This window comes from Lysobacter sp. Soil_C_15 (assembly GCF_057657315.1).
In genome coordinates this window covers 44,009-64,341 of the sequence record NZ_JBDGIR010000015.1, presented here as the reverse complement: position 1 = coordinate 64,341, position 20,333 = coordinate 44,009, and the positions used below count along the sequence as shown (strand labels likewise).

The following is a 20,333-nucleotide window of genomic DNA, read 5'->3' as shown; positions in this document are numbered from 1 at the left end:
CCGCCAGCGCCGGCACTGGCCGCTACGCGGCGCGCACGCGACAATGCGCGCATGAACATCCAGCTCAACGGCGAGCCGCGCACGCTCGCGGCCGCGCTTACCGTGGCCGAACTGCTGCGCCGGGAAGGGCTCGGCGAACGCCGGGTCGCGGTCGAAATCAACGGCGAAATCGTCCCGCGCGGTCGCCACGCCGAGCAGGCGATCGGCGAAGGCGACAAGATCGAGATCGTGCACGCGCTGGGCGGCGGCTGAGGCTCGCCGTTGCGCAGCGAACGGCGCAGGCTCCGGGCTTCGGCGGCGGCGCTTGCGTACGTCGCTGCGATTGTCGCGGCTCACGCCGCTCCTACAAAAGCCGAGCGCGGCTACTGCCCCCTGTAGGAGCGGCGTGAGCCGCGACAGCCGCAGCGGTGGACAGCACGCCGCGCTCCGAAGCCACGCATCGTCCGGCGCCCCTTAGGCAACGCATCCCCACAAAGAAAAGAGCCCCGGCCGAAGCCGGGGCTCAAGTACGACCTCCAAGCACGCATTCGTATCAGGCGTATCAGGTACCGGCGTCGACGATGGTCGCCGGCGAGACCGAGCAATGGCCCGGACCGGTGGTGCCTTCGTTGTAGGCGGCCAGGATGCCCGCGAGGTTGATCGCCGTATCGCGTGCCGCACCCTTCGGAGCGGCCGAGCTGCGGCCGGTGAACCACGCCGTAGCCTGGGCGATCGCGCTCTGCACCGCAGGCGGCGCGCTCGCGCCGGCTTCGACGTTGAGGCGGGCGGCCATGTACTGGTGCGCCAGGATGTAGTACGCGTTGCCACCCTTCGGCGGCGTCCAGAACACCTTGTACCAGGTCTGACCGGAGCTGAAGAACAGCGTGTCTTCTCCGATGATGGCCCAGGTCGCGTCGTACGGCGCAGGACCGTACTTCGAGTGGGTCTTCCAGTAGCCCTGGGTGTAGGTGCAACCCGCGGCGGCGCACAGTTCCGGCACCTTCACGGTGACGATGGCCTCGTCGCTGGCGTTGACGCCGCCCGCTTCGCCGATGCCACTCACCGTCAGCACGTTGGGAACCATGAACTCGCAGGTGTTGCCCGGACCGGTCTGGTTCGGCAGGATCCACGCCGCGAAGATATCCAGGCTCTCGACGATGTTCGGATCGGGGTTGATGTCCCCGGTGACGAACTTGGCGAAGCTGTCGCACACCAACGGCTCCACGATCCAGCCGAAGCTGCCGCCGAGGTTGAGGCCCGGCGTACCGTTGAACAGGTCGCTGGCCACGACGCAAGCGTCGGCTTCAGTGGTGGGCGCGCCGAACGAGAACGCGGCCTGGTTCGAGGTGTAGCTCTTGAAACCGCAGTCGCTGGCGTTGCCGGCGGCGTCGTAGCACTTCAGCACGCGCTGGATGCTGGCTTCGTTGTAGCCGGCGGTCTTGTCGGCCACGTCCGCAGCGTAGTCGCAGCTCAGCGAGGTCGCGCCCGGCGGTTCGCAGGTCGGAGCCACGGCCTGAGTCGCGCCGCCGTTGAAGTGCAGCGTGTCGCTCGGGTCCGCGGGGCTGAACTGCGGCGTCACATCGCCCGGCCAGCTGATCAGGATGTTGCCGCTGACCCTGAAGCCGCTTTCCGACTCGATGCTGCGGGTCGCCGCGAGACGATAGACCGTCTCGTAGTTGCCGCCGGCATTGAGCAGAACCTGCACGTCGTCGCACAGGAAGTTGCCGGCGTACGGACCGCCGACGATCGGATCGGCCAGGCAGCCTTGCATGCCGACCACCTTGGCGTCGGCCGGCGTCACCACCACGTGCTTGTCCGGAGTCCAGGCATAGTCGCGGTCGTAGCGGGTGTTCGCGGTCTTGACGACCGAAACGGTCCGGCAGGCCACGGTCACCATCGCCGAGTCGCTGGCGGTGGCGTTGGTGCTGGCGCTGGTGCTCCAGGTACCGGTCGCGGTGTTGGTGTGCTGGCCCTGGTCGGCGCCGCACACGAACGGCTGCGGACGCGGATACGTCCACACGTACGGCCCGTTGCCGAGGCTGAAGCTGTGGTCCGGGTTGTTCGGCAGGATCGAGTCGTCGATCGCGAAGGTATCGCCGTAGCTCTCGGCCGGGTTGGCCGGGATCGTGAACGGCGCGCTCGCGGTGAAGGTGTAGCTCGTGGTGCCTCCGCTGCTGCCGTCGTCGCTGCAACTGCAGGACTTTCGCTCGGTGGTGATGCCCGCGGCGTTGATGCCGCCGGTAGCGCTGAGCAGGAACGGATGACTGATGCTGCTCAGCTCGAACGCGTAGCTGCAGGACAGGATGATCTTGTCCGCATTCGGCGCCGGTTTGACGCAGTTGAGGGTGTCGGTGTCGCCGCTGGCGGCGGTCCATTGCAGCGTGAACTGGGTCGCGCTGTTGTTGAACTGCAGGGTGTCGACGACCGCGGTGGCCTTCCAGCCGAAGCTGAAGGGGTCCTTGACGGTGATGGTGCCGGCGACGCGGTACATACCGCGCGTGGTCGGCGTCGCGGTGACGGTGTATTCGACCTGGTGGCTGTCGCCGTCGAGCATGGTGATGCTCTCGGGGGTGACGGTCTTTTCGATCTGCCAGTCGGTGTAGCGCTTCCAGCTGGCCACGGCGGTCTTTTCGCCGGTCGGCTTGGGCAGGAAGCAGAACGCGACATGGCTGACGCCGGCGGGCTCGCCGCTGGCGTTGTTGGGCGCGTATAGATTGATATCGCTGAGGACGGCAGGGTCGTAGTGGAAGACGTTATAGGCGTTGCCGCCCTTGATCACGATGTAGTCCATCGGGATGCTCGAAGTGAAGCCGATGTACTTGTTCTGCCCGGAGGGCGTGTAGTTGAAGGTGATGGTCTGGCCGTTGCCCAGGTTGTAGACCTGGCCGTCGATGGGTGCGCCGCCGGAACTGGCCCCGCCGCCCTGCCAGGTGCCGACGCCGGGAAGGTCGTCGCACCCGGCGAAGTTGCCGGGGTAGGTGGTGGGTTGCACCGAGGCGGCCCAGGCCGCGGTTGGCAAGGCTCCGACGGAAGCCATGAGCAGCGCCGCTGCGAGCAGCGGACGCCAGCGTCGGTTGGTGGACATGTCAGAACTCCGTGAGCGGGGCAGCAAGCGCCCGGTTCTTCGCGCTCGGTAGCTCGGCCATGCCGCCCCCTATGCGGATCGGCATCCGTGGCTTTGCGACGCCGGCTCGCGCCGGTTGTGCCTTTTTCGAGTCCTGTACAACGGCGGCACCCGCTTCCCCTGGCGGGCGCCGCGACGGCACTGCAGAGCGCTGTATCGGCAACGCCCTCCCCAGGTACCGCTAGGCCGGACTATACGCCGCATTTTGCGACGTCAGTCACATTATTTGAGCCGGACGACGAACGGTCGCCGATTGCGATGGGCGGCCCGCGCAGGCCTCCGGAGTGGCCGGTTTCTGCCGCCGCTGCCGTGGATGCGCCCCTCCCATCTGGCGACCGCCCAGGGACGGAGGGGATCAAGCGAGCTGGATCCCCTGCCTCCCTTTGCTCCCTGCTTCGCCCCCTTCGCTCGCTGCTCGCTCGTCAGTCCCCGCTCAGCCCCGGGGTCCAAGCGCCGGCCGATATCCGACATAATTCGACGATGACGAATACCGCCTTCTCCGATCCGCTGGTCATCGCCGGCAAGACCTACCGCTCGCGCCTGTTGACCGGCACCGGCAAGTTCCTCGACCTCGAACAGACCCGCCTGGCCACCGAGGCCGCCGGCGCCGAAATCGTGACCGTGGCGATCCGCCGTACCAACATCGGCCAGAACCCCGGCGAGCCCAACCTGCTCGACGTGCTGCCGCCGGACCGCTACACCCTGCTGCCCAACACCGCCGGCTGCTACAACGCCGAGGACGCGGTGCGCACCTGCCGCCTGGCGCGCGAGCTGCTCGACGGCCACAAGCTGGTCAAGCTGGAAGTGCTGGGCGACCAGCGCACCCTGTTCCCCGACGTGGTCCAGACCCTGGCCGCGGCCGAGACCCTGGTCAAGGACGGCTTCGACGTGATGGTCTACACCTCCGACGATCCGATCCTGGCCAAGCGCCTGGAGGAGATCGGCTGCGTCGCGGTGATGCCGCTGGCCGCGCCGATCGGCTCCGGCCTGGGCGTGCAGAACCGCTACAACCTGCTGGAGATCGTCGAGAACGCCAAGGTGCCGATCCTGGTCGACGCCGGCGTCGGCACCGCCTCGGACGCGGCGATCGCGATGGAGCTGGGCTGCGACGGCGTGCTGATGAACACCGCCATCGCCGGCGCCCGCGACCCGATCCTGATGGCGCATGCGATGAAGCTGGCGATCGAGGCCGGCCGCGCCGCGTTCAAGGCCGGCCGGATCCCGCGCAAGCGCTACGCCAGCGCGTCCTCGCCGGTGGACGGATTGATCGGCTGATGACGGACTCCGGTTCCAAGGACAAACCCGGCCCGGGCGAGGGCAAGGTCCCGCCCAAGCCGTTCACGATCGAGGAAGGCCGCCGCCAGGTGCGCAGCTTCGTGCTGCGCCAGGGCCGCTTCACCCCGGCCCAGCAGCGCGCCTTCGACGAGTTGTGGCCGCGCTTCGGCATCGACTACCAGGGCGCGCCGCGCGACTACGACGCGATCTTCGGCCGCCATGCCAGGCGCGTGCTCGAAATCGGCTTCGGCAACGGCGAGGCGCTGCGCTTCGCCGCCCAGCACGACCGCGAGCGCGACCTGATCGGCATCGAGGTCCACGCCCCCGGCGTCGGCCGGCTGCTGAACGCCCTGGCCGAGGACGCCAGCGACCACGTCCGCCTGTACCACCACGACGCGGTCGAGGTGCTCAACCACGAAGTCGCCGACGGTTCGCTGGACGAGATCCGGATCTACTTCCCCGACCCCTGGCACAAGAAGCGCCACAACAAGCGCCGCCTGGTCCAGCCCGCGTTCGCGCAGCTGCTGGTGCGCAAGCTCGCCGCCGACGGCCGCTTGCACCTGGCCACCGATTGGCAAGACTATGCCGAGCAGATGTGGGACGTGCTCGATGCCACCCCCGGCCTGGCCAACCGCGCTGGCCCGCGCGGCAGCGTGCCGCGACCGGACTGGCGCCCGCAAACCCACTTCGAGACCCGCGGCCAGAAGCTCGGGCATGGGGTGTGGGATCTGTTGTACGACCGAGTCCGGGAATCGGGAACGGAGAATGGGGAATAGGACCGGAGACTGGCTTGGAAACCGTGGCGGACTATTGGCGACATGCGCAAAGGCCCGAATCGCCGGTCGGCGGGTTCGTTCGCTTTAACGATTCCCCACTCCCCATTCCCTGTTCCCGCCGCTGATGGACACCGCCCTCGCGCTCACCACCGACATGAAGCTCGTTCTCGGGCTGGTGGTGTTCACGATGGCGATGTTCCTGTTCGAACGCATCCGCGCCGACGTGGTCGCGCTGGTGGTGCTGGTGCTGCTCGGCCTGTCCGGGCTGGTCGAGCCGGACGAGCTGTTCAACGGCTTCTCCGGCAACGCGGTGATCAGCATCATCGCGACCATGATCCTGGGCGCCGGGCTCGACCGCACCGGCGCCCTGAACCGGCTGGCCGGCTGGCTGCTGCGGCGCGCGCACGGCATCGAGCAACGCCTGCTGCTGCTGACCACCGCGGTGGCCGGGCTCAATTCATCGTTCATGCAGAACCCGTCGGTGATGGCGCTGTACATGCCGGTCGCCTCGCGCCTGTCCTCGCGCACCGGCCTGTCCCTGCCGCGGCTGCTGCTGCCGATCGCGGCCGCGATCGTCATGGGCGGCGCGCTGACCATGGTCGGCAATTCGCCGCTGATCCTGCTCAACGACTTGCTGCTCAACGCCAACAGCAACCTGCCTTCGGGCGCGGCGACCATCGAGCCCTTGAAGATGTTCGCGCCGCTGCCGATCGGCCTGGCCCTGCTCGCCGCCTCGCTGGCCTACTTCCATTTCTTCGGCGACAAGCTGCTGCGCGACGACGGCGAGAAGGGCGCGACGCCGGCCCGCACCCAGAGCTATTTCGCCAAGGCCTACGGCATCGAGGGCGACGTCTACGAGCTCACCGTCACCGCCGACAGCCCGCTGGTCGGCATGTCGCTGGGCGAGGCCGAAGCCCTGCGCGGCGCGCCGCTGCTGCTGGCGCTGAAGAGCGACAACGAATCGCGCCTGGCGCCGCCGGCCGACACCCGGATCTGGGTCGGCAGCGTGCTCGGCGCGATGGGGCCGAAGCAGCAGGTCGCCGACTTCGCCCAGAACCATTTCCTGCGCCTGTCCTCGCGTCTGCGCAACTTCGCCGACCTGTTCAACCCCAGCCGCGCCGGCATTTCCGAGGCGGTGGTGCCGGCGACCTCGGGCTACATCGGCAAGACCGCCGGCGACCTGCACCTGCGCAAGCAGTCCGGCCTGAGCCTGCTGGCGATCAACCGCGACAAGAGCGTGCTGCGCGAGAACGTGCGCAGCGTGCCGATGCGCGCCGGCGACATGCTGGTGTTCCACAGCATCTGGACCGACCTGGCCAGCGCCGCGGCGAGCAAGGACCTGGTGGTGGTCACCGACTACCCCAAGGGCGAGCAGCGCCCGCACAAGCTCAAGATCGCCCTGGCGATCTTCGCCGTGGCCATGCTGCTGGCGCTGTCCTCCCGCCTGCCGGTGTCGATCGCGCTGATGACCGGCGTGGCCGGGATGCTGATCGCCGGGGTGATCAACATCGACGAGGCCTACGCGGCGATCAACTGGAAGACCGTGTTCCTGATGGCCTGCCTGATTCCGCTGGGCTGGGCGATGGATTCCAGCGGCGCAGCGGCATGGATCGCCGGGCACAGCATCGAGCGGCTGCCGCAGGGGACGCCGGTGTGGCTGCTGGAGATACTGGTCGGCCTGCTGACTACGGCCTTCTCGCTGGTGATCAGCCACGTCGGCGCGACCATCGTGGTGGTGCCGCTCGCGGTCAACCTGGCCCTGGCGGCCGGCGGCAACCCGACCGCGTTCGCGCTGATCGTGGCGCTGTCGGCGTCGAACAACTTCATGACCGCGTCCAACCCGGTGATCTCGATGATCACCGGCCCGGCCGGCTACAGCGGCAAGGAACTGTGGAAGATCGGCGGCCCGCTGTCGCTGATCTACACTGTGGTGACGGTGCTGATGGTCAACGTGCTGTTCTGGGGCAAGTAGGCGCACGGGTAGCGGCTACGGGCTGAGCGGGCGCGGGTTCGGACGAGCAGGAACAAATCCCCCTGCCCCCCTTTTTCAAAGGGGGGGGGAGCGATAGGTGGGGCGCTGGGGCGTGAGTGATTTCGCGTAGGCAACTCAGCGCCGCTGACGCTCACCTCGCCGAAGCGCGCGCACTTCCGGTGCACGACGAGTCCAGCCGAAGCATTCCCCCCTTTGAAAAAGGGGGGCAGGGGGGATTTGCTTTTGAGCTTTTGAGCTGTGCAGCCTCCGAACCCTACCCGCTCACCCCAGCCACACCGCCCCGTCGCGCACCGTCACCGCGACCGCACGCAGCGCTTCGCCGCGGCAAGGGCCGGCGGTGCACAGCCCGGCTTGCAGTTCGAAGCTGGCGCCGTGCGCAGCGCAGACCAGCAGGCCGTCCTTGCTCTTGAGGAACTGGCCCGGCGCCCAGTCCAGGCGGCGTCCGGCGTGCGGGCAGATGTTGAGCCAGGCGCGCACGGCGTCGCCGTCGCGGTACAGCACCAGCGATTCGGCGTCGCCGTCGAGGGTCGCCTCGACCTCGGCGAAACCGCCGTCGGCCAGGCGCTCCAGGGCGATCAATAGTTGACCGCCGGGGTCGCTGCCGCCGGCCGGGTTTAACGAAGTTCTCACACCCTCGTCCATGCCTGCAACGATACTCACGTGTCCGGCGAATGGCCGCATTGTCTCACGACACCCGAAATGTTTGCCCACAGCTTCCGCTTCACCGATCACCGGTCGCAATGGAATGCGTTCCAGTCGCGCATGCGCAGCGCTTTCGAGCCGCGCAAGCCGCGCCATCGCCTCCTGCGGTTCGTGCTCGGCGTGGTCGGGCTGGGACTGCTCGCCTTGCTGGTGATGTTCAGCGTGTTCGTCGGCGCGGCGATGATCGCCGTCGGCCTGGGCTACAAGCTGTGGAAGCGTCGCGGCCGGCCGGTCGCACGCAGCCGCGGCGGCCGCGACGTGGTCGAAGGCGAGTACCGCGTCGTCGCGCCGGCCCTGCTCGGCCGCTCTTCCACGCCGAATGCCCGCTGAGCTCATGACCGACGTCGTCGCGGCGCCGCCGCTCACCCGCATTCCGGTCCGCGGCGCCGATGTCGCCGACGGTACGTTCTTCCCGGTCCGCCGCGTCTACTGCGTCGGACGCAACTTCGCCGAGCACGCGCGCGAGATGGGCGCGACGGTGCCGACCTCGGCCGCCGACCGCGGCCGGCCGGTGTTCTTCCTCAAGCCGCACGACGCGATCGAGCTCGGCGAGGACGTGCCCTACCCGCCCGGCACCGACGACCTGCACCACGAGGTCGAACTGGTGGTCGCGATCGGCCGCGATGCGCCGCCCGGCGAACTGTCCGTCGCCGACGCGCCGGGGCTGATCTACGGCTACGCGGTCGGCCTGGACCTGACCCGCCGCGACCTGCAGGCGCAGGCCAAGGCCAAGGGCCTGCCCTGGGACATCGGCAAGGCCTTCGACCACGCCGCTCCGGTCAGCGCCATCGTTCCGGCCGCCGACGTCGGCGAGCTCGGCGCGCGCGCGCTGTGCCTGGAAGTCAACGGCGAACTGCGCCAGCGCGGTTCGCTCGACGACCTGGTCTGGAACGTCGCCGAAATCCTGCACGAGCTGTCGCGCCTGTACGCGCTGCGCGCCGGCGACCTGGTCTACATGGGCACCCCGTCCGGGGTCGGCCCGCTGCGGCCGGGCGACCGCTATCGGGCGACGCTGGAAGGCGTGGCCGAACTCCACGGCCGCATCACTCCGGTCCGGGCATAGTCCGCGCCGGCGCGATGGCGCCTCATTCATGTCGTCAACCAGGGAGAGCATGCGATGGGCATGATCAGCGAGTTCAAAGAGTTCATTGCGCGCGGCAACGTGGTCGACCTGGCGGTCGGCGTGGTGATCGGCGCGGCGTTCGGCAAGATCGTCACCGCCCTGGTCGACGGCATCGTCATGCCCGCGGTCGGTTATTTCAGCGGCGGGGTCAACGTCAGCGACTGGAAGCACGTGCTCAAGCCGGCCCAGTTGGACGCGGCCGGCAAGGAAGTCGCGGCCGAGGTCGCGATCAAGTACGGCAGCTTCCTGCAGACCGCGATCGACTTCGTCCTGATCGCGCTGGTGATCTTCCTGTTTCTCAAGGCCTACAACCGCCTGCGCAAGCCGGCCGCCGACGCGCCGACCGCGGTGCCGGAAGACGTATTGCTGCTGCGCGAGATCCGCGATTCGCTGAAGAAGTAAGCTGTCCCGGTTTCGCCTGCGAACGGCCGCGCCCCGCGCGGCCGTTCGCGTTTGCGCGCCGCGCTTTTGTAGGAGCGGCGTAAGCCGCGACAGCCGCAGCAGTTGACGCCAGCGCGGCGTCCGAAGCCGTGCCGCCCTGCGCCGGCTCGTTTGCCCACCGAATCGGTCTTCGGACAAGACGCTCTCGTACACCGCTGCGGCTGTCGCGGCTCACGCCGCTCCTACACGAGCCGGGCCAATCGCCACATCCGGCAAAGCCCCGCAGCCACCGCCTCAAACGCGGCGATAGCCAGCGACAAAAACCGCTCAAGTCCGGCGTGACTTTCCTCAGATAGCGACGCCCATCGCGGTTGCTAAGCTCGCGGTTTCGCCTTATGCCGACCGACCTCCCGGGCGGCGGGCCAGGACCAGGAGATGGGGATGCGCGCACCGTTGTGGGCAGCGTTGGCTGCCGTGTTGTTCTCGGGTTCGATCGCGGCCGGCGGCGCCGCGGCGGCCCAGCGCGAAACGCGCATTCCGCAGGCTGCGCTGGACGCCGTGCCCGAGCTGCGCGAACGCGCCCTGGCCAGCGACCTGGGCTATCGCATCACCGAGTCGCTGACCACCGAAGTCGGCCCGCGCCTGGCCGGCAGCGAGGCCGATGCGCGCGCGGTGCAGTGGGCGCAGGCCAAGTTCAAGGAACTGGGCTTCGACAAGGTCTGGATCGAACCGGTGACCTTCCCGAAGTGGGAGCGCCGCAGCGAACACGCCGAAGTGCTGGGCGCCCATCGCCAGCCGCTGGCGCTGACCGCGCTGGGCGGCAGCCCGGCCGGCAAGGTCGAAGCCGAGGTCGTGCGCTTCGCCGACCTGGCCGCGCTGGAGGCCGCGCCGGCCGGTTCGCTGGCCGGCAAGATCGCCTTCGTCGACTACCGCATGGAGCGGGCTCGCGACGGCGCCGGCTACGGCCCCGGCGGACGCGTGCGCAGCCGCGGCCCGTCGGCGGCGATCCGCGCCGGCGCCTCGGCCTTCCTGATGCGCTCGGCCGGCACCGACTCGCACCGCAACCCGCACACCGGCATCACCCGCTTCGACGACGGCCTGACCCCGATTCCCTCGGCCGCATTGGCCGCGCCCGACGCCGACCAGCTCGCCCGCCTGGCCGCGCGCGGCCCGGTGCAGGTGCGCGTCGCCCTGGACTGCGGCTGGGACGGCCAGGCGACCTCGCACAACGTGATCGGCGAGATCCGCGGCAAGAGCAAGCCCGAGGAAGTGGTGATCATCGGCGGCCACCTGGATTCCTGGGACCTGGGCACCGGCGCGATCGACGACGGCGCCGGCGTCGGCCTGACCATGGCGGCGGCCAAGCTGATCGGCCAGACCAAGCTGCGTCCGGCGCGCAGCGTGCGGGTGATCGCCTTCGCCAACGAGGAACAGGGCCTGCACGGCGGCAAGGCCTACGCGCTCAAGCACGCCAAGGACGTGGCCAAGCACCAGATCGGCGCCGAGAGCGACTTCGGCGCGGGCCGCATCTACGCCTATTCCAGCTCGGCGCCGGATTACGCCCAGGCGGCGGACAAGCAGATCGCCGAGGCGCTGGCGCCGCTGGGCATCGAGCACACGCCCGGCAAGGGCGGCCCGGGCCCGGACATCTCGCCGTTCGCCGCCGGCGGCCTGGCCTGGGCGCGGCTGGCGCAGGACGGCAGCGACTACTTCGACTACCACCACACGCCCGACGACACCCTGGACAAGATCGACCCCAAGGCGCTGGCGCAGAACGTCGCCGCCTATGCGGTGTTCGCCTATCTGGCGGCCTCGGCCGAGGGCGATTTCGGCAGCGCGCCGAAGCAGGTGACGCCGCCGGAGGAGTGAGGCTTCAAGAGCGAACGAGCGCAGAGGAACGGGCGGGGTCCGCTCGTTCCTCTTTTTTTGCCGCCGGGGGCGGCGCGCTTGGGCGCGCTCAGGGACGCCCTATCGGCGCGGACAGTTTCTCCCGGTCACAGAATCGTCGCGAAGCGCGCCCGGTTGCGGCCGCGCTTTGCGTTATTCCAGGACGCACGGCTGCATGCCGCTCACTTGCACAGGGGGAATCCAATGCCGGACACCGTCGTAAATCCGCAAATCACCGACGCCGTCACCCAGGCCAACGTCAAAGTCCTCGGCCAAGCGCCGGCCATCGCGATGGGCTCGATCTACCAATCGGTCGCGCACGCGCTTTCGATCCTGTACATGGACGCCGTGACCGGCCAACAGCAACTGCAGATCACCGCGCAGGCGTCCCTGACCCAGGGCGTGATGCAGCTGTACAGCGTGGACACCGCGTCCGACGCAGGCCCGCAACGAGTGGAGACCGCCGTGAACGACACCGCGCAAGCGCTGAACGCCTTTGCCTCGACCCAGAACGCCCAGCTCGGCAGCGAAGTCTCCGGCCAGGTCAAGGACGCGGTGAATTTCGCCCAGGACAAGGTGCTCGGCGCGATCGGCGACTTCGCCTACGGCCAGCGCGCCTGCACCGATGCCTTCGTCGCCGCCCTGGAGCAGGTCGGCACCGCCCAGCACCGGCAGCGGATGCAGGTGCTGCAGGAAGCCGCCAGCGCGGTGTGCCTGAGCGCGATGCTGAAGTCGCCGGAGCAGGCCGAGGCTTACGCGGAACTGCTGGAACGCATCAAGCGGCTGGTCTGAAACCGCGCCACGCCGCCAGCAGCACCGCGGTGGCCGCGGCGACGTTGAGGCTTTCGACCTGGCCCGAGCCCGGGATCGACAGGCGTTGGTCGCAGGCCGCGGCCAGTTCGCGGTCCATGCCCTCGCCCTCGGCGCCGAGCACGTAGACCAGGCGCTCGGGCAGCGGCGCGCGGAACAGGTCGTCGCCGCCCTTCACCACCGTCGCGGCCAGGGCGAAGCCGGCGCCGCGCAACTGCGCCAGGGCGTTGTCGCTGCGGCCCATGCGCACCATCGGCACCGCTTCGGCGCCGCCCTCGGCGACGCGCGCGGCGGCGCCGGACAGGGCCAGGCTCGCCTCTTTCGGCAACAGCACCGCGCTCACGCCGAAATGCGCGGCCGAACGCAGGATCGCGCCGAGGTTGTGCGGGTTGCCGACCCCGTCCAGCCACAGCGCCAGCTGCGGCCCGGCCGGCAGATCGCGCAGCCATTCCGACAGCGACACCGGCTCTTCGCGCAACACGTCGGCGACCACGCCTTCGTGGTGGCTGCTCGCCGCCAGGCGGTCCAGGTCCTCCTGCTCGACCACCCGGTAACCGACCCGGTTGGCCACGCACCAGGCCAGCAGCGGCTGCAACTGCGGAATCCGCGGCGCGTCCAGATACAGCTTGCGGATCGCCTGGGGACGGCGCGCGTACACCGCGCGGATCGCGTTGAGCCCGTACAGGCGCACCTCGGCGTCGCGGCGCGCGCGCTGCGGCGAGGGCGCGTCGTAGCCTTCGTCGTCGCCGTCCTCGAAACGGGCGCGGACCTCGTCGCGGGCCCGATGGCCGGCGCGCTCCGGTCGCGGCGCGCGCTCGCCGTCGCGGCCGGCGTCGCGATAAGGGCCGTCGCCGTGGCGATGGCGCTGCTCGCGTCGTTCCGAACGCGAATGCGGATGAGCGTGACCGCGATGCGGCACGGCGTCGCGACTGTGCGGCTCCTCGCCGGCCGGCCGCGGCGGCCGCGCGTCGTCGCGGCGCGGCGAGCTGCGCCAGGGGCTCTCACCCGTGCCGCCGGGCTTGCGCGGGCCACGCGGAGGATCATGTCGCATCGTCCAGACTCCTTCTAACCTTGGCGAACACCCGCAGATCGTGCAGTTGCCCGCGCTTGTACACAGCGCAGCGTTGCGCGCCTTCTTCGTCGAAACCGTTCTTCAACAGCACCCGCGCCGAAGCCGGGTTGTGGTCGAGCACCGTCGCATACAGGCGATACAACGACAGCTCGCGCATCGCCCAGGGCGCATACGCGGCGACCACCCGGGTCATCACACCCCCGCCCCACAGCCGGCGGCCGAGCCAATAGCCGAACTCGGCGCAATGGGCGCGCTCGCCCTGGCCCGGGCGCGCGCCGATGCCGCCGACCGCCTGGCCGTCGATCTCGATCGCGAACACCGAGGCGTTCAGATCGACCACCTCGCCGGCGAGGAAGCGCTCGCCGTCCTGGCGCGTGTAGGGATAGGGAAAGCGGTCGCTGGTCGCGCGCGAAACCTGCTCGTCGTGCGCGTGCGCCACCAGGCTGTCCAGGTCGTCGCGGCGCCAGCGGCGCAGGACGAAGCCGTCGCCCACAAGGGGGCCGGCAGGGGAAGCGGGGGCGTTCATGCGGTAAGCCTAATTAGCCGGCCGCCGGCCTGCAAACCCAAGCCGAAACGCGCCCCGCCCCTGTAGGAGCGGCGTGAGCCGCGACAACCGCAGCGATGTACGCCAGCGCTTTGTCCGCAGACCGGATGAACGGTAAAGCCGGCGGCCGGCCGGCTCATGGGCTTCGGCCTGTGCGCGTTCGAGCACCGCTGCGGCTGTCGCGGCTTACGCCGCTCCTACACAAGCTCGGTCAAGCGTGGCCGCCGGCCTGCGGGGTTTCCTGTTCCAGCTTCTCCAGCTCGTGCGCGACGGCTTCGGGCGACTTGGTGTAGCGCGCCAGCAACACGTAGAACGCCGGCACGATGAACAGCGACAGCAGGGTCGAGAACGAGACGCCGAAGATCACCACCACGCCGATCGTCGCCCGGCTGGCCGAGCCCGGACCGCCGGCCAGCACCAGCGGCACCGCGCCGACCACGGTCGCGATCGAGGTCATCAGGATCGGCCGCAACCGCACCGCCGAGGCTTCGACGATCGCGTCGTGGATCGACCGGCCTTCGTCGCGCAACTGGTTGGCGAATTCGACGATCAGGATGCCGTTCTTCGCCGCCAGGCCGACCAGCATGACGATGCCGATCTGGCTGAACAGATTGAGCGTGCCGCCGGTCATCCACAGACCGAGCAAGGCGCCGAGCACGCCCAGCGGCACGGTCAGCATGATCACGAACGGGTGGATGAAACTTTCGAACTGCGCCGCCAGCACCAGATACACCACCAGCAAGGCCAGGGTGAAGGTCATCAGCACCGCGCCGCCGGCCTTCTGGTATTCGCGCGACTCGCCCTTCCAGTCGATCTGGGCCTGCTCCGGCAGTTCCTCGGCCACCGCCTGGTTGAGCCAGGCGATCGCCTCGCCCATGGTGTAGCCCGGCGCGAGGCCTGCGCTGATGGTGATCGCGCGCAGGCGGTTGAAGCGGTTCAGGCTGCCGGGCTCGGCCAATTCGTTGAGCGCGACCAGGTTCGACAGCGGCACCAGGCCGCCGTCGCGGGCGCGCACCTGGATCGCCGCCAGGTCTTCCGGCGAAGCGCGCAGGACCCGGTCGGCCTGGGCGATCACGTCGTACTCCTCGCCGTTCTGGACGAAGGTGGTGACCCGGCGCGAGCCCATCAGGGTCTCCAGGGCGTGGCCGATGTCGGTGACGCTGACGCCGAGGTCGGCGGCACGCTGGCGGTCGATCTCGACCCGCATCTGCGGCCGGGTTTCCTTGTAGTCCGAGTCGGCCGAGAACAGGCCCTTGTTCTGTTCGATCCGCGCCAGCAGGCGGTCGCGCCACTGCGCCAGTTGCGCGTACTCGGGGCCGCCGAGCACGATCTGGATCGGCTGGCCGCGGGTGCGCACCAAGCCGCCGCCGACCTGCGGCAAGGCACGCACGCCGGTCAGCTGGCCGAGCTCGGCGCGCAGGCCGTCGGCGACCTGGGCCGTGCTCTGTTCGCGCTTGTCCCAATCTTGCAGGAACACCGCGATCCGGCCGGTATGCATTTCCTCGCTGGCGCCGAAGCCGCCGGGCACGCGCGGGTTGTAGCGCTGGATGGTCTGGTCCGGGCCGGTGTGCGAGGCGACGATCTTCTCGACCTGCTGCACCTGCTTGACCGTGTAGTCGAAGCCGGCGCCTTCCGGACCGAGGATCGAGATCTGGAACGAGCCGCGGTCTTCCTGCGGCGCCAGCTCCGAGGGCACCAGCTTGAACAGGCCGAAGCTCAGCGCCAGCGCGGCCAGCATCAGCGCGCCGAACAGCCACGGCCGCTCGACGCTGTGATCGAGCAGGCGCCGGTAGCGGCGGCCGACCCCGTCCAGGCGCGCGTTGACCCAGCGGTTGATCGGGTTGGACTTCTCTTCGCTGTGCGGACGCACGAACTTGGACGACATCATCGGCGTCAGGGTCAACGCGACGAAGGCCGACAACGCGACCGCGCCGGCCAGGGCCACCGACAGTTCGCGGAACAGCCGCCCGGTGTTGCCTTCCATGAAACCGACCGGCAGGAACACCGCGACCAGCACCGCGGTGGTCGCGATCACCGCGAACGCCACCTGCTTGGTGCCGCGCGCGGCGGCGACCAGCTTGGGCTCGCCCAGGTCGGCGCGGCGCTGGATGTTCTCCAGCACCACGATCGCGTCGTCGACCACCAGGCCGATGCACAGCACCAGCGCCAACAGGGTCAGCAGGTTGATCGAGAAGCCGAACGCGTACAGCGGAATGAACGCCGCGATCAGGCACACCGGCACCGTCACCGCGGGGATCAGCGCGGCGCGGAAGCTGCCCAGGAACAGCCAGATCACGATCAGCACCAGCGCCATCGCCTCGAACAGCGTGTGGTACACGCGTTCGACCGCCGACTCGATGAAGACGGTGGTGTCGAAGGCGACGAAGATGTCGGTGCCTTCCGGCAGGCTGGGCCGGATCACGTCGGCCTCGTCGCGGATCGCCCGGGCCACGTCCAGGCTGTTGGCGGTGGAGGTCTTGACGATGCCCAGGCCGATGTTGGGCTCGCCGTTGCTGCGGTAGTAGGCGCGGCGCTCGGCCGAATCGAGCTGGATCCGGGCCACGTCGCCCAGCCGCACCACATAGCCGTCGGCGCCCTTGCTCAGCGGAATCTGGGCGAAGTCCTCGGGCTTTTGGTAGCTGCGCGCCACGCGCAGGGTGAAGTCGCGCGATTCCGATTCGATCCGGCCGGCCGGCAGTTCGACGTTCTCGGCGCGCAGCGCGGCCTCGACCTCGTTGACGGTGATGCCGCGCGCGGCCAGCGCGTTCTGGTCCAGCCAGATCCGCATCGCGTAGCGCTGCTGGCCGCCGATGCGGACCTGGGCCACGCCGTCGACCGAGGACAGCCGGTCGACCACGTAGCGCTCCGCATAGTCGGACAGCTGCAGCGTGTCCATCTGCTTGGAGCTCATGTTCAACCACAGGATCGGGTCGGCGTCGCTCTCGACCTTCTCGATCTGCGGCGGGTCGGCCTCTTCCGGCATCCGGTTCGACACCCGGCTGACCGCGTCGCGTACGTCGTTGGCGGCGGCCTCGATCTCGCGCTGCAGGGTGAACTCGATGCTGATCGAGGCGCGGCCGTTGACGCTGCGCGACTCGATGCTCTCGATGCCCTCGATGCCGGCCAGCGCGTCCTCCAGCACCTGGGTGATGCGGGTTTCCACCACCGCCGCCGAGGCGCCGGGATAGGTCACGTCGACCGAGACCACCGGCGGGTCGATCGCCGGCAGCTCGCGCAGGGTCAGGCGCGAGAACGCCATCACCCCGAGCACGATCAACAGCAGGCTCATCACCGTGGCGAACACGGGACGGCGGATCGAAACGTCGGACAGCATCATCGGCCGTCGCTCCGGCCGTCGCGGCGTTTGGGCGCGATGTAGACCGGCGCCGGCTTGGCGCCGTCGCGGCCTTGCTCGGCGGCGGCCGGGTCCGCCGCCGCGTCATCGGGTCGCGACGCGCCCGCCAATATCGGCAGCAGCGCGCGCAGCCATTCGGACAGACGCGAGGGCTCAGTCATGCTTGCGGCCCTGCTCGCCGGCGGCCTGGGCCGCAGGCGCCTTGGCGGTCGCGGCGGCGATCTTGCTGCCGACGCGCAGCTTGCCGGTGCCGTCGACGACGATGCGGTCGCCGACCTTCAGGCCTTCGACGATTTCGGCCAGGCCTTCGCGGCGCGCACCGACCCGCACGTCGGCGCGCTCCACCGTCTGGTCGGGCTTGACCCGGAACACGTAGGAATCGGTGCCGACCTGGACCACCGCGATCTCCGGCACCAGCAGGGCCTGGCGCTCGGGCTGCAGCAGGGTCACCTGGATCAGCATGCCCGGGCGCAGCAGGTGCTCGGGATTGGCGAATTCGCCGCGCACCGTGACCGCGCGCGTGGCCGGATCGACCCGCGCATCGACCGTGCCGACCGTGCCTTCGAACTTGCGCCCCGGATAGGCGGCGCTGCCGCCGTCGACGCGCTGGCCGCGGGCCAGGCTGGCCAGGCGGGTTTCCGGCACCGGGAAATCGACATAGACCCGGTCGGTGTCGTCGAGGGTGGCGATCGGCGTGCCCGGGGTGACCAGCGAGCCGGGGCTGACCTGACGGATGCCGAGCACGCCGGCGAACGGCGCGCGGATCGCCCGGTCGCCGATGTCGGCCTTCATCTGCTCGACCCGGGCACGGGTGGCATCGCGGGTGGCGCGCTGGGTGTCCAGCGCCGAGCGCGCGATCAGCTGCTGCGCGGCCAGTTCGCTCTGGCGCTGGTACAGCGCCTCGGCCTCCTTGGCCGCGGCCTCGGCCTGGGCCAGGGCGGCCTGCTGGGCCTTGCCGCTGAGCGTGACCAGCGAGGCGCCGGCGGCGACCCGGTCGCCGCTGTCGAAGTGCACGCTCTGGACGATTTCGCTGACCTTGGCGGTGACCGTGATCGACTCGCGCGCCTTGACGTTGCCCAGCGCCTGCAGGCTGTCGTTCCACGGCCGCAGCCGCACCGATTCGACCGTCACCGGCACCGGCCGGTCGCCGCCTTGGCCGCCCCCGCCCGGACCACCCCCACCTGGCCCTCCCTGGGGCGCCGCGCCCTTGCCGCAGGCGGCCAGGGCGAGCGCGGAAGCGAGGGCGAAACACAGGGGAAGGCCGGTACTGGATCGCATGCGGTTCTCTGAACGGGGGCCCGGAGGGGCGACGGCGCGGACCGGCGCGGCCCGATCGGGGCTGCGGCGGACGGAACGCGCGGCGGACGCGACGCGCGCGGCCAGCAAACCGCGCGAGTCTAGCGGTGGGGCATGAACGCATGCGTGGGCCATTGGTTGACCACCGTATCGGCAAAGTCGTGCCGGCCATGTGTTCGCGCCGCGACCGGTGTTGCAGTCCGGTAACCGCGGCGGCGCCGCCGCGCCGGCCGGCGAAGTTCATACTCGCAGCACTTCCCCCAAGGATTCGGCCAGGAGTCTTCGCCATGATCCACGACAGCATTCTCGACACCGTCGGCCGCACGCCGGTGGTGCGCCTGCACCGCCTCGCCCCCGACCACGTGACCCTGTACGCCAAGGTCGAGGCCTTCAACCCCGGCGGTTCGGTCAAGGACCGCCTGGCCCTGGCGATCGTGCTCGACGCCGAGGCGCGCGGCCTGCTCAAGCCCGGCGACACCGTGATCGAGGCGACCTCGGGCAACACCGGCGTGGCCCTGGCGATGGTCTGCGCCGCGCGCGGCTACAAGTTCGTGGCGACGATGAGCGAGACCTTCTCGATCGAGCGGCGCAAGCTGATGCGCGCCTACGGCGCCAAGGTGATCCTGACCCCGGCCGCCGAGCGCGGCAGCGGCATGGTCCGGCGCGCCGCCGAACTGGCCGAGAAGCACGGCTGGTTCCTGGCCCGCCAGTTCGAGAACCCGGCCAATCCCGCCTACCATCGCAGCACCACCGCCGCGGAAATCCTGCAGGACTTCGCCGGCCGCCGGCTGGATCATTTCGTCAGCGGCTGGGGCACCGGCGGCACCCTCACCGGGGTCGGCGAGATGCTGCGCCTGGCCCGCCCCGAGGTCCAGGTCACCGCCTGCGAGCCGGCCGGCGCGGCCCTGCTCAGCGGCAAGGAATGGCAGCCGCACAAGATCCAGGGCTGGACCCCGGACTTCGTCCCGGCGGTGCTCAACCGCAACGCCGCGCACGCGATCCTGTCGGTCGACGACGTGCTTGCTCGCGACACCGCGCGCCGGCTCGCCGCCGAGGAAGGCCTCTTCGTCGGCATCTCCGCCGGCGCCACCGCGGCGGCGGCGCTGGAAGTGGCGCGCACCGCCGAACCCGGCGCGGTGATCCTGGCGATGCTGCCGGACACCGGCGAGCGCTACCTCAGCACCTTCCTGTTCGAAGGCATCGCCGAGGGCAGCGACGACGAGTGGCTGGCGTCGCTGGGTTGAGCGCGGTTACAGGGTTCGGAGTCATGCCCGGTCAAAGCCCTGGATGCCCGCCTGCGCGGGCCTGTCGGCAGGCGGGATCGGCGGGGTCTGTTGCGGCTCGCCCGCGCCTCAGGCCAATACGTACCAGGCGCCGCCGGCCAGCAGGGCCGCGAGCGCCGCCCATACCAGCCAGCGTCCGCCGCCGTCGCCGGCGGCCACGGTGGCCTGCTGGCGGCCGCCGCCGCGGCCGATGCGCTGGCGCTCGTGCAGCAAGACCTGGCGCAGGGCCTCCATCGGCTCCAGGCCGTGACGGTTCTGCAACAGTTCCAGCGCGCCTTCGCGGTCGCCGCGCAACAAGGCCATGGCGACATCGCCCGGCACCGCGGCCATCACCGGCGCGCGGCCGGAGACAAAAGCCTTGTCCTCTTCCGCCTCGAACGCTTCGACCTTGGACAGGGCGTCGCGCAAGCCCAGCCCCAACGCCTCGCGCACCCGCTTCACCGCCTCCAGCCGGCGGCCGCTGCGCAACAGGCTCACCGCCTCGTCCGGCAGGCCGCCGGTGGTGCGCGGCGGCGCCGGCTCGGCCGCGGCCGGCGCGTCGCGCCAGCCGCCGGACTCGATATAGGCCTCGACCGCGTCCTTGGCCTCGGCCAGGCGCATGCCCGGGTTGGCCTCGCGCACCAGCTTGATCGCCTCGATCGTGTGTCCGGCGCGCACCGCGGTGGCGGCGGCCGGCGGGATGGTCGGCATGGAGGTCTCGGTCACGGTAGGGCTTCCCTGCGGCAAGACCCGC

The 20,333-nt window shown here is 70.0% G+C and carries 17 protein-coding genes, 1 pseudogene and 1 riboswitch; of the genes and pseudogenes, 10 read left to right on the top strand and 8 right to left on the bottom strand.

The window, feature by feature from the left end; translation table 11 throughout:
• Nucleotides 1-51 precede the first annotated feature (51 nt).
• On the top strand, nucleotides 52-252 hold the full coding sequence (gene thiS / locus AC3A57_RS22380; protein WP_487580914.1) for a sulfur carrier protein ThiS: 201 nt from the start codon (nucleotides 52-54) through the stop codon (nucleotides 250-252).
• 289 nt (nucleotides 253-541) lie between these two features.
• On the opposite strand, the gene AC3A57_RS22375 is transcribed toward thiS, so the two are convergent.
• Nucleotides 542-3,064 (bottom strand): hypothetical protein, encoded by a 2,523-nt coding sequence (locus tag AC3A57_RS22375; RefSeq protein WP_487580913.1) that lies wholly within the window; start codon nucleotides 3,062-3,064, stop codon nucleotides 542-544.
• Nucleotides 3,065-3,108: 44 nt separating this feature from the next.
• Nucleotides 3,109-3,196, bottom strand: a riboswitch (cyclic di-GMP riboswitch).
• A gap of 387 nt (nucleotides 3,197-3,583) precedes the next feature.
• On the opposite strand from AC3A57_RS22375, the gene AC3A57_RS22370 reads away from it, so the two are divergent.
• The 3 genes from AC3A57_RS22370 to AC3A57_RS22360 all read left to right on the top strand — a co-directional run bounded on the left by AC3A57_RS22370 (nucleotide 3,584) and on the right by AC3A57_RS22360 (nucleotide 7,126).
• A complete protein-coding gene (locus AC3A57_RS22370) occupies nucleotides 3,584-4,378 on the top strand; it encodes a thiazole synthase (protein WP_487580912.1) in 795 nt (264 codons plus the stop codon).
• Nucleotides 4,378-5,154 (top strand): tRNA (guanosine(46)-N7)-methyltransferase TrmB, encoded by a 777-nt coding sequence (trmB, locus tag AC3A57_RS22365; RefSeq protein WP_487580911.1) that lies wholly within the window; start codon nucleotides 4,378-4,380, stop codon nucleotides 5,152-5,154. Before AC3A57_RS22370 ends, trmB begins: the two co-directional genes overlap by 1 nt.
• A gap of 124 nt (nucleotides 5,155-5,278) precedes the next feature.
• Nucleotides 5,279-7,126 carry an SLC13 family permease gene (locus AC3A57_RS22360; protein WP_487580910.1) on the top strand — a complete coding sequence of 616 codons (1,848 nt, stop codon included), beginning with the start codon at nucleotides 5,279-5,281 and terminating at the stop codon, nucleotides 7,124-7,126.
• Between the two features lie 282 nt (nucleotides 7,127-7,408).
• Here the strand turns inward: AC3A57_RS22360 and AC3A57_RS22355 are convergent, their stop codons facing one another.
• The gene (locus tag AC3A57_RS22355) at nucleotides 7,409-7,726 is read right to left on the bottom strand and encodes a Rieske 2Fe-2S domain-containing protein (RefSeq protein ID WP_255595456.1); all 318 of its coding nucleotides are present in this window, start codon (nucleotides 7,724-7,726) and stop codon (nucleotides 7,409-7,411) included.
• Nucleotides 7,727-7,846: 120 nt separating this feature from the next.
• Between AC3A57_RS22355 and AC3A57_RS22350 the strand changes: the two genes are divergently transcribed.
• From AC3A57_RS22350 to AC3A57_RS22330, 5 genes and pseudogenes are all read left to right on the top strand, one after another.
• Nucleotides 7,847-8,179, top strand: a complete 333-nt coding sequence (locus AC3A57_RS22350; protein ID WP_487580909.1) for a hypothetical protein — start codon at nucleotides 7,847-7,849, stop codon at nucleotides 8,177-8,179.
• Nucleotides 8,180-8,183: 4 nt separating this feature from the next.
• Nucleotides 8,184-8,912 carry a fumarylacetoacetate hydrolase family protein gene (locus AC3A57_RS22345; protein ID WP_487580908.1) on the top strand — a complete coding sequence of 243 codons (729 nt, stop codon included), beginning with the start codon at nucleotides 8,184-8,186 and terminating at the stop codon, nucleotides 8,910-8,912.
• Between the two features lie 54 nt (nucleotides 8,913-8,966).
• Nucleotides 8,967-9,374 (top strand): large-conductance mechanosensitive channel protein MscL, encoded by a 408-nt coding sequence (gene mscL / locus AC3A57_RS22340; RefSeq protein ID WP_487580907.1) that lies wholly within the window; start codon nucleotides 8,967-8,969, stop codon nucleotides 9,372-9,374.
• 420 nt (nucleotides 9,375-9,794) lie between these two features.
• Nucleotides 9,795-11,222 carry a M28 family peptidase gene (locus tag AC3A57_RS22335; protein ID WP_487580906.1) on the top strand — a complete coding sequence of 476 codons (1,428 nt, stop codon included), beginning with the start codon at nucleotides 9,795-9,797 and terminating at the stop codon, nucleotides 11,220-11,222.
• A gap of 222 nt (nucleotides 11,223-11,444) precedes the next feature.
• Nucleotides 11,445-11,750 (top strand): annotated as a pseudogene (locus AC3A57_RS22330) (RebB family R body protein); the annotation flags it as partial.
• Nucleotides 11,751-12,015: 265 nt separating this feature from the next.
• On the opposite strand, the gene AC3A57_RS22325 reads toward AC3A57_RS22330, so the two are convergent.
• The 5 genes from AC3A57_RS22325 to AC3A57_RS22305 all read right to left on the bottom strand — a co-directional run bounded on the left by AC3A57_RS22325 (nucleotide 12,016) and on the right by AC3A57_RS22305 (nucleotide 18,299).
• Nucleotides 12,016-13,101: a TrmH family RNA methyltransferase gene (locus AC3A57_RS22325; protein WP_487580905.1), complete on the bottom strand. Its 1,086-nt coding sequence runs from the start codon at nucleotides 13,099-13,101 to the stop codon at nucleotides 12,016-12,018.
• Nucleotides 13,091-13,648: a GNAT family N-acetyltransferase gene (locus AC3A57_RS22320; RefSeq protein WP_487580904.1), complete on the bottom strand. Its 558-nt coding sequence runs from the start codon at nucleotides 13,646-13,648 to the stop codon at nucleotides 13,091-13,093. Before AC3A57_RS22320 ends, AC3A57_RS22325 begins: the two co-directional genes overlap by 11 nt.
• A 229-nt stretch (nucleotides 13,649-13,877) precedes the next feature.
• Nucleotides 13,878-17,003, bottom strand: a complete 3,126-nt coding sequence (locus AC3A57_RS22315) for an efflux RND transporter permease subunit (protein WP_487580903.1) — start codon at nucleotides 17,001-17,003, stop codon at nucleotides 13,878-13,880.
• Nucleotides 17,000-17,182 carry a hypothetical protein gene (locus AC3A57_RS22310; RefSeq protein ID WP_487580902.1) on the bottom strand — a complete coding sequence of 61 codons (183 nt, stop codon included), beginning with the start codon at nucleotides 17,180-17,182 and terminating at the stop codon, nucleotides 17,000-17,002. Before AC3A57_RS22310 ends, AC3A57_RS22315 begins: the two co-directional genes overlap by 4 nt.
• Nucleotides 17,175-18,299, bottom strand: a complete 1,125-nt coding sequence (locus AC3A57_RS22305) for an efflux RND transporter periplasmic adaptor subunit (RefSeq protein ID WP_487580901.1) — start codon at nucleotides 18,297-18,299, stop codon at nucleotides 17,175-17,177. Before AC3A57_RS22305 ends, AC3A57_RS22310 begins: the two co-directional genes overlap by 8 nt.
• A gap of 305 nt (nucleotides 18,300-18,604) precedes the next feature.
• Between AC3A57_RS22305 and cysK the strand changes: the two genes are divergently transcribed.
• Nucleotides 18,605-19,561 (top strand): cysteine synthase A, encoded by a 957-nt coding sequence (gene cysK, locus AC3A57_RS22300; protein ID WP_487580900.1) that lies wholly within the window; start codon nucleotides 18,605-18,607, stop codon nucleotides 19,559-19,561.
• A 108-nt stretch (nucleotides 19,562-19,669) separates the two neighbouring features.
• On the opposite strand, the gene AC3A57_RS22295 is transcribed toward cysK, so the two are convergent.
• Nucleotides 19,670-20,305, bottom strand: a complete 636-nt coding sequence (locus AC3A57_RS22295; protein ID WP_487580899.1) for a hypothetical protein — start codon at nucleotides 20,303-20,305, stop codon at nucleotides 19,670-19,672.
• Nucleotides 20,306-20,333: the final 28 nt, after the last annotated feature.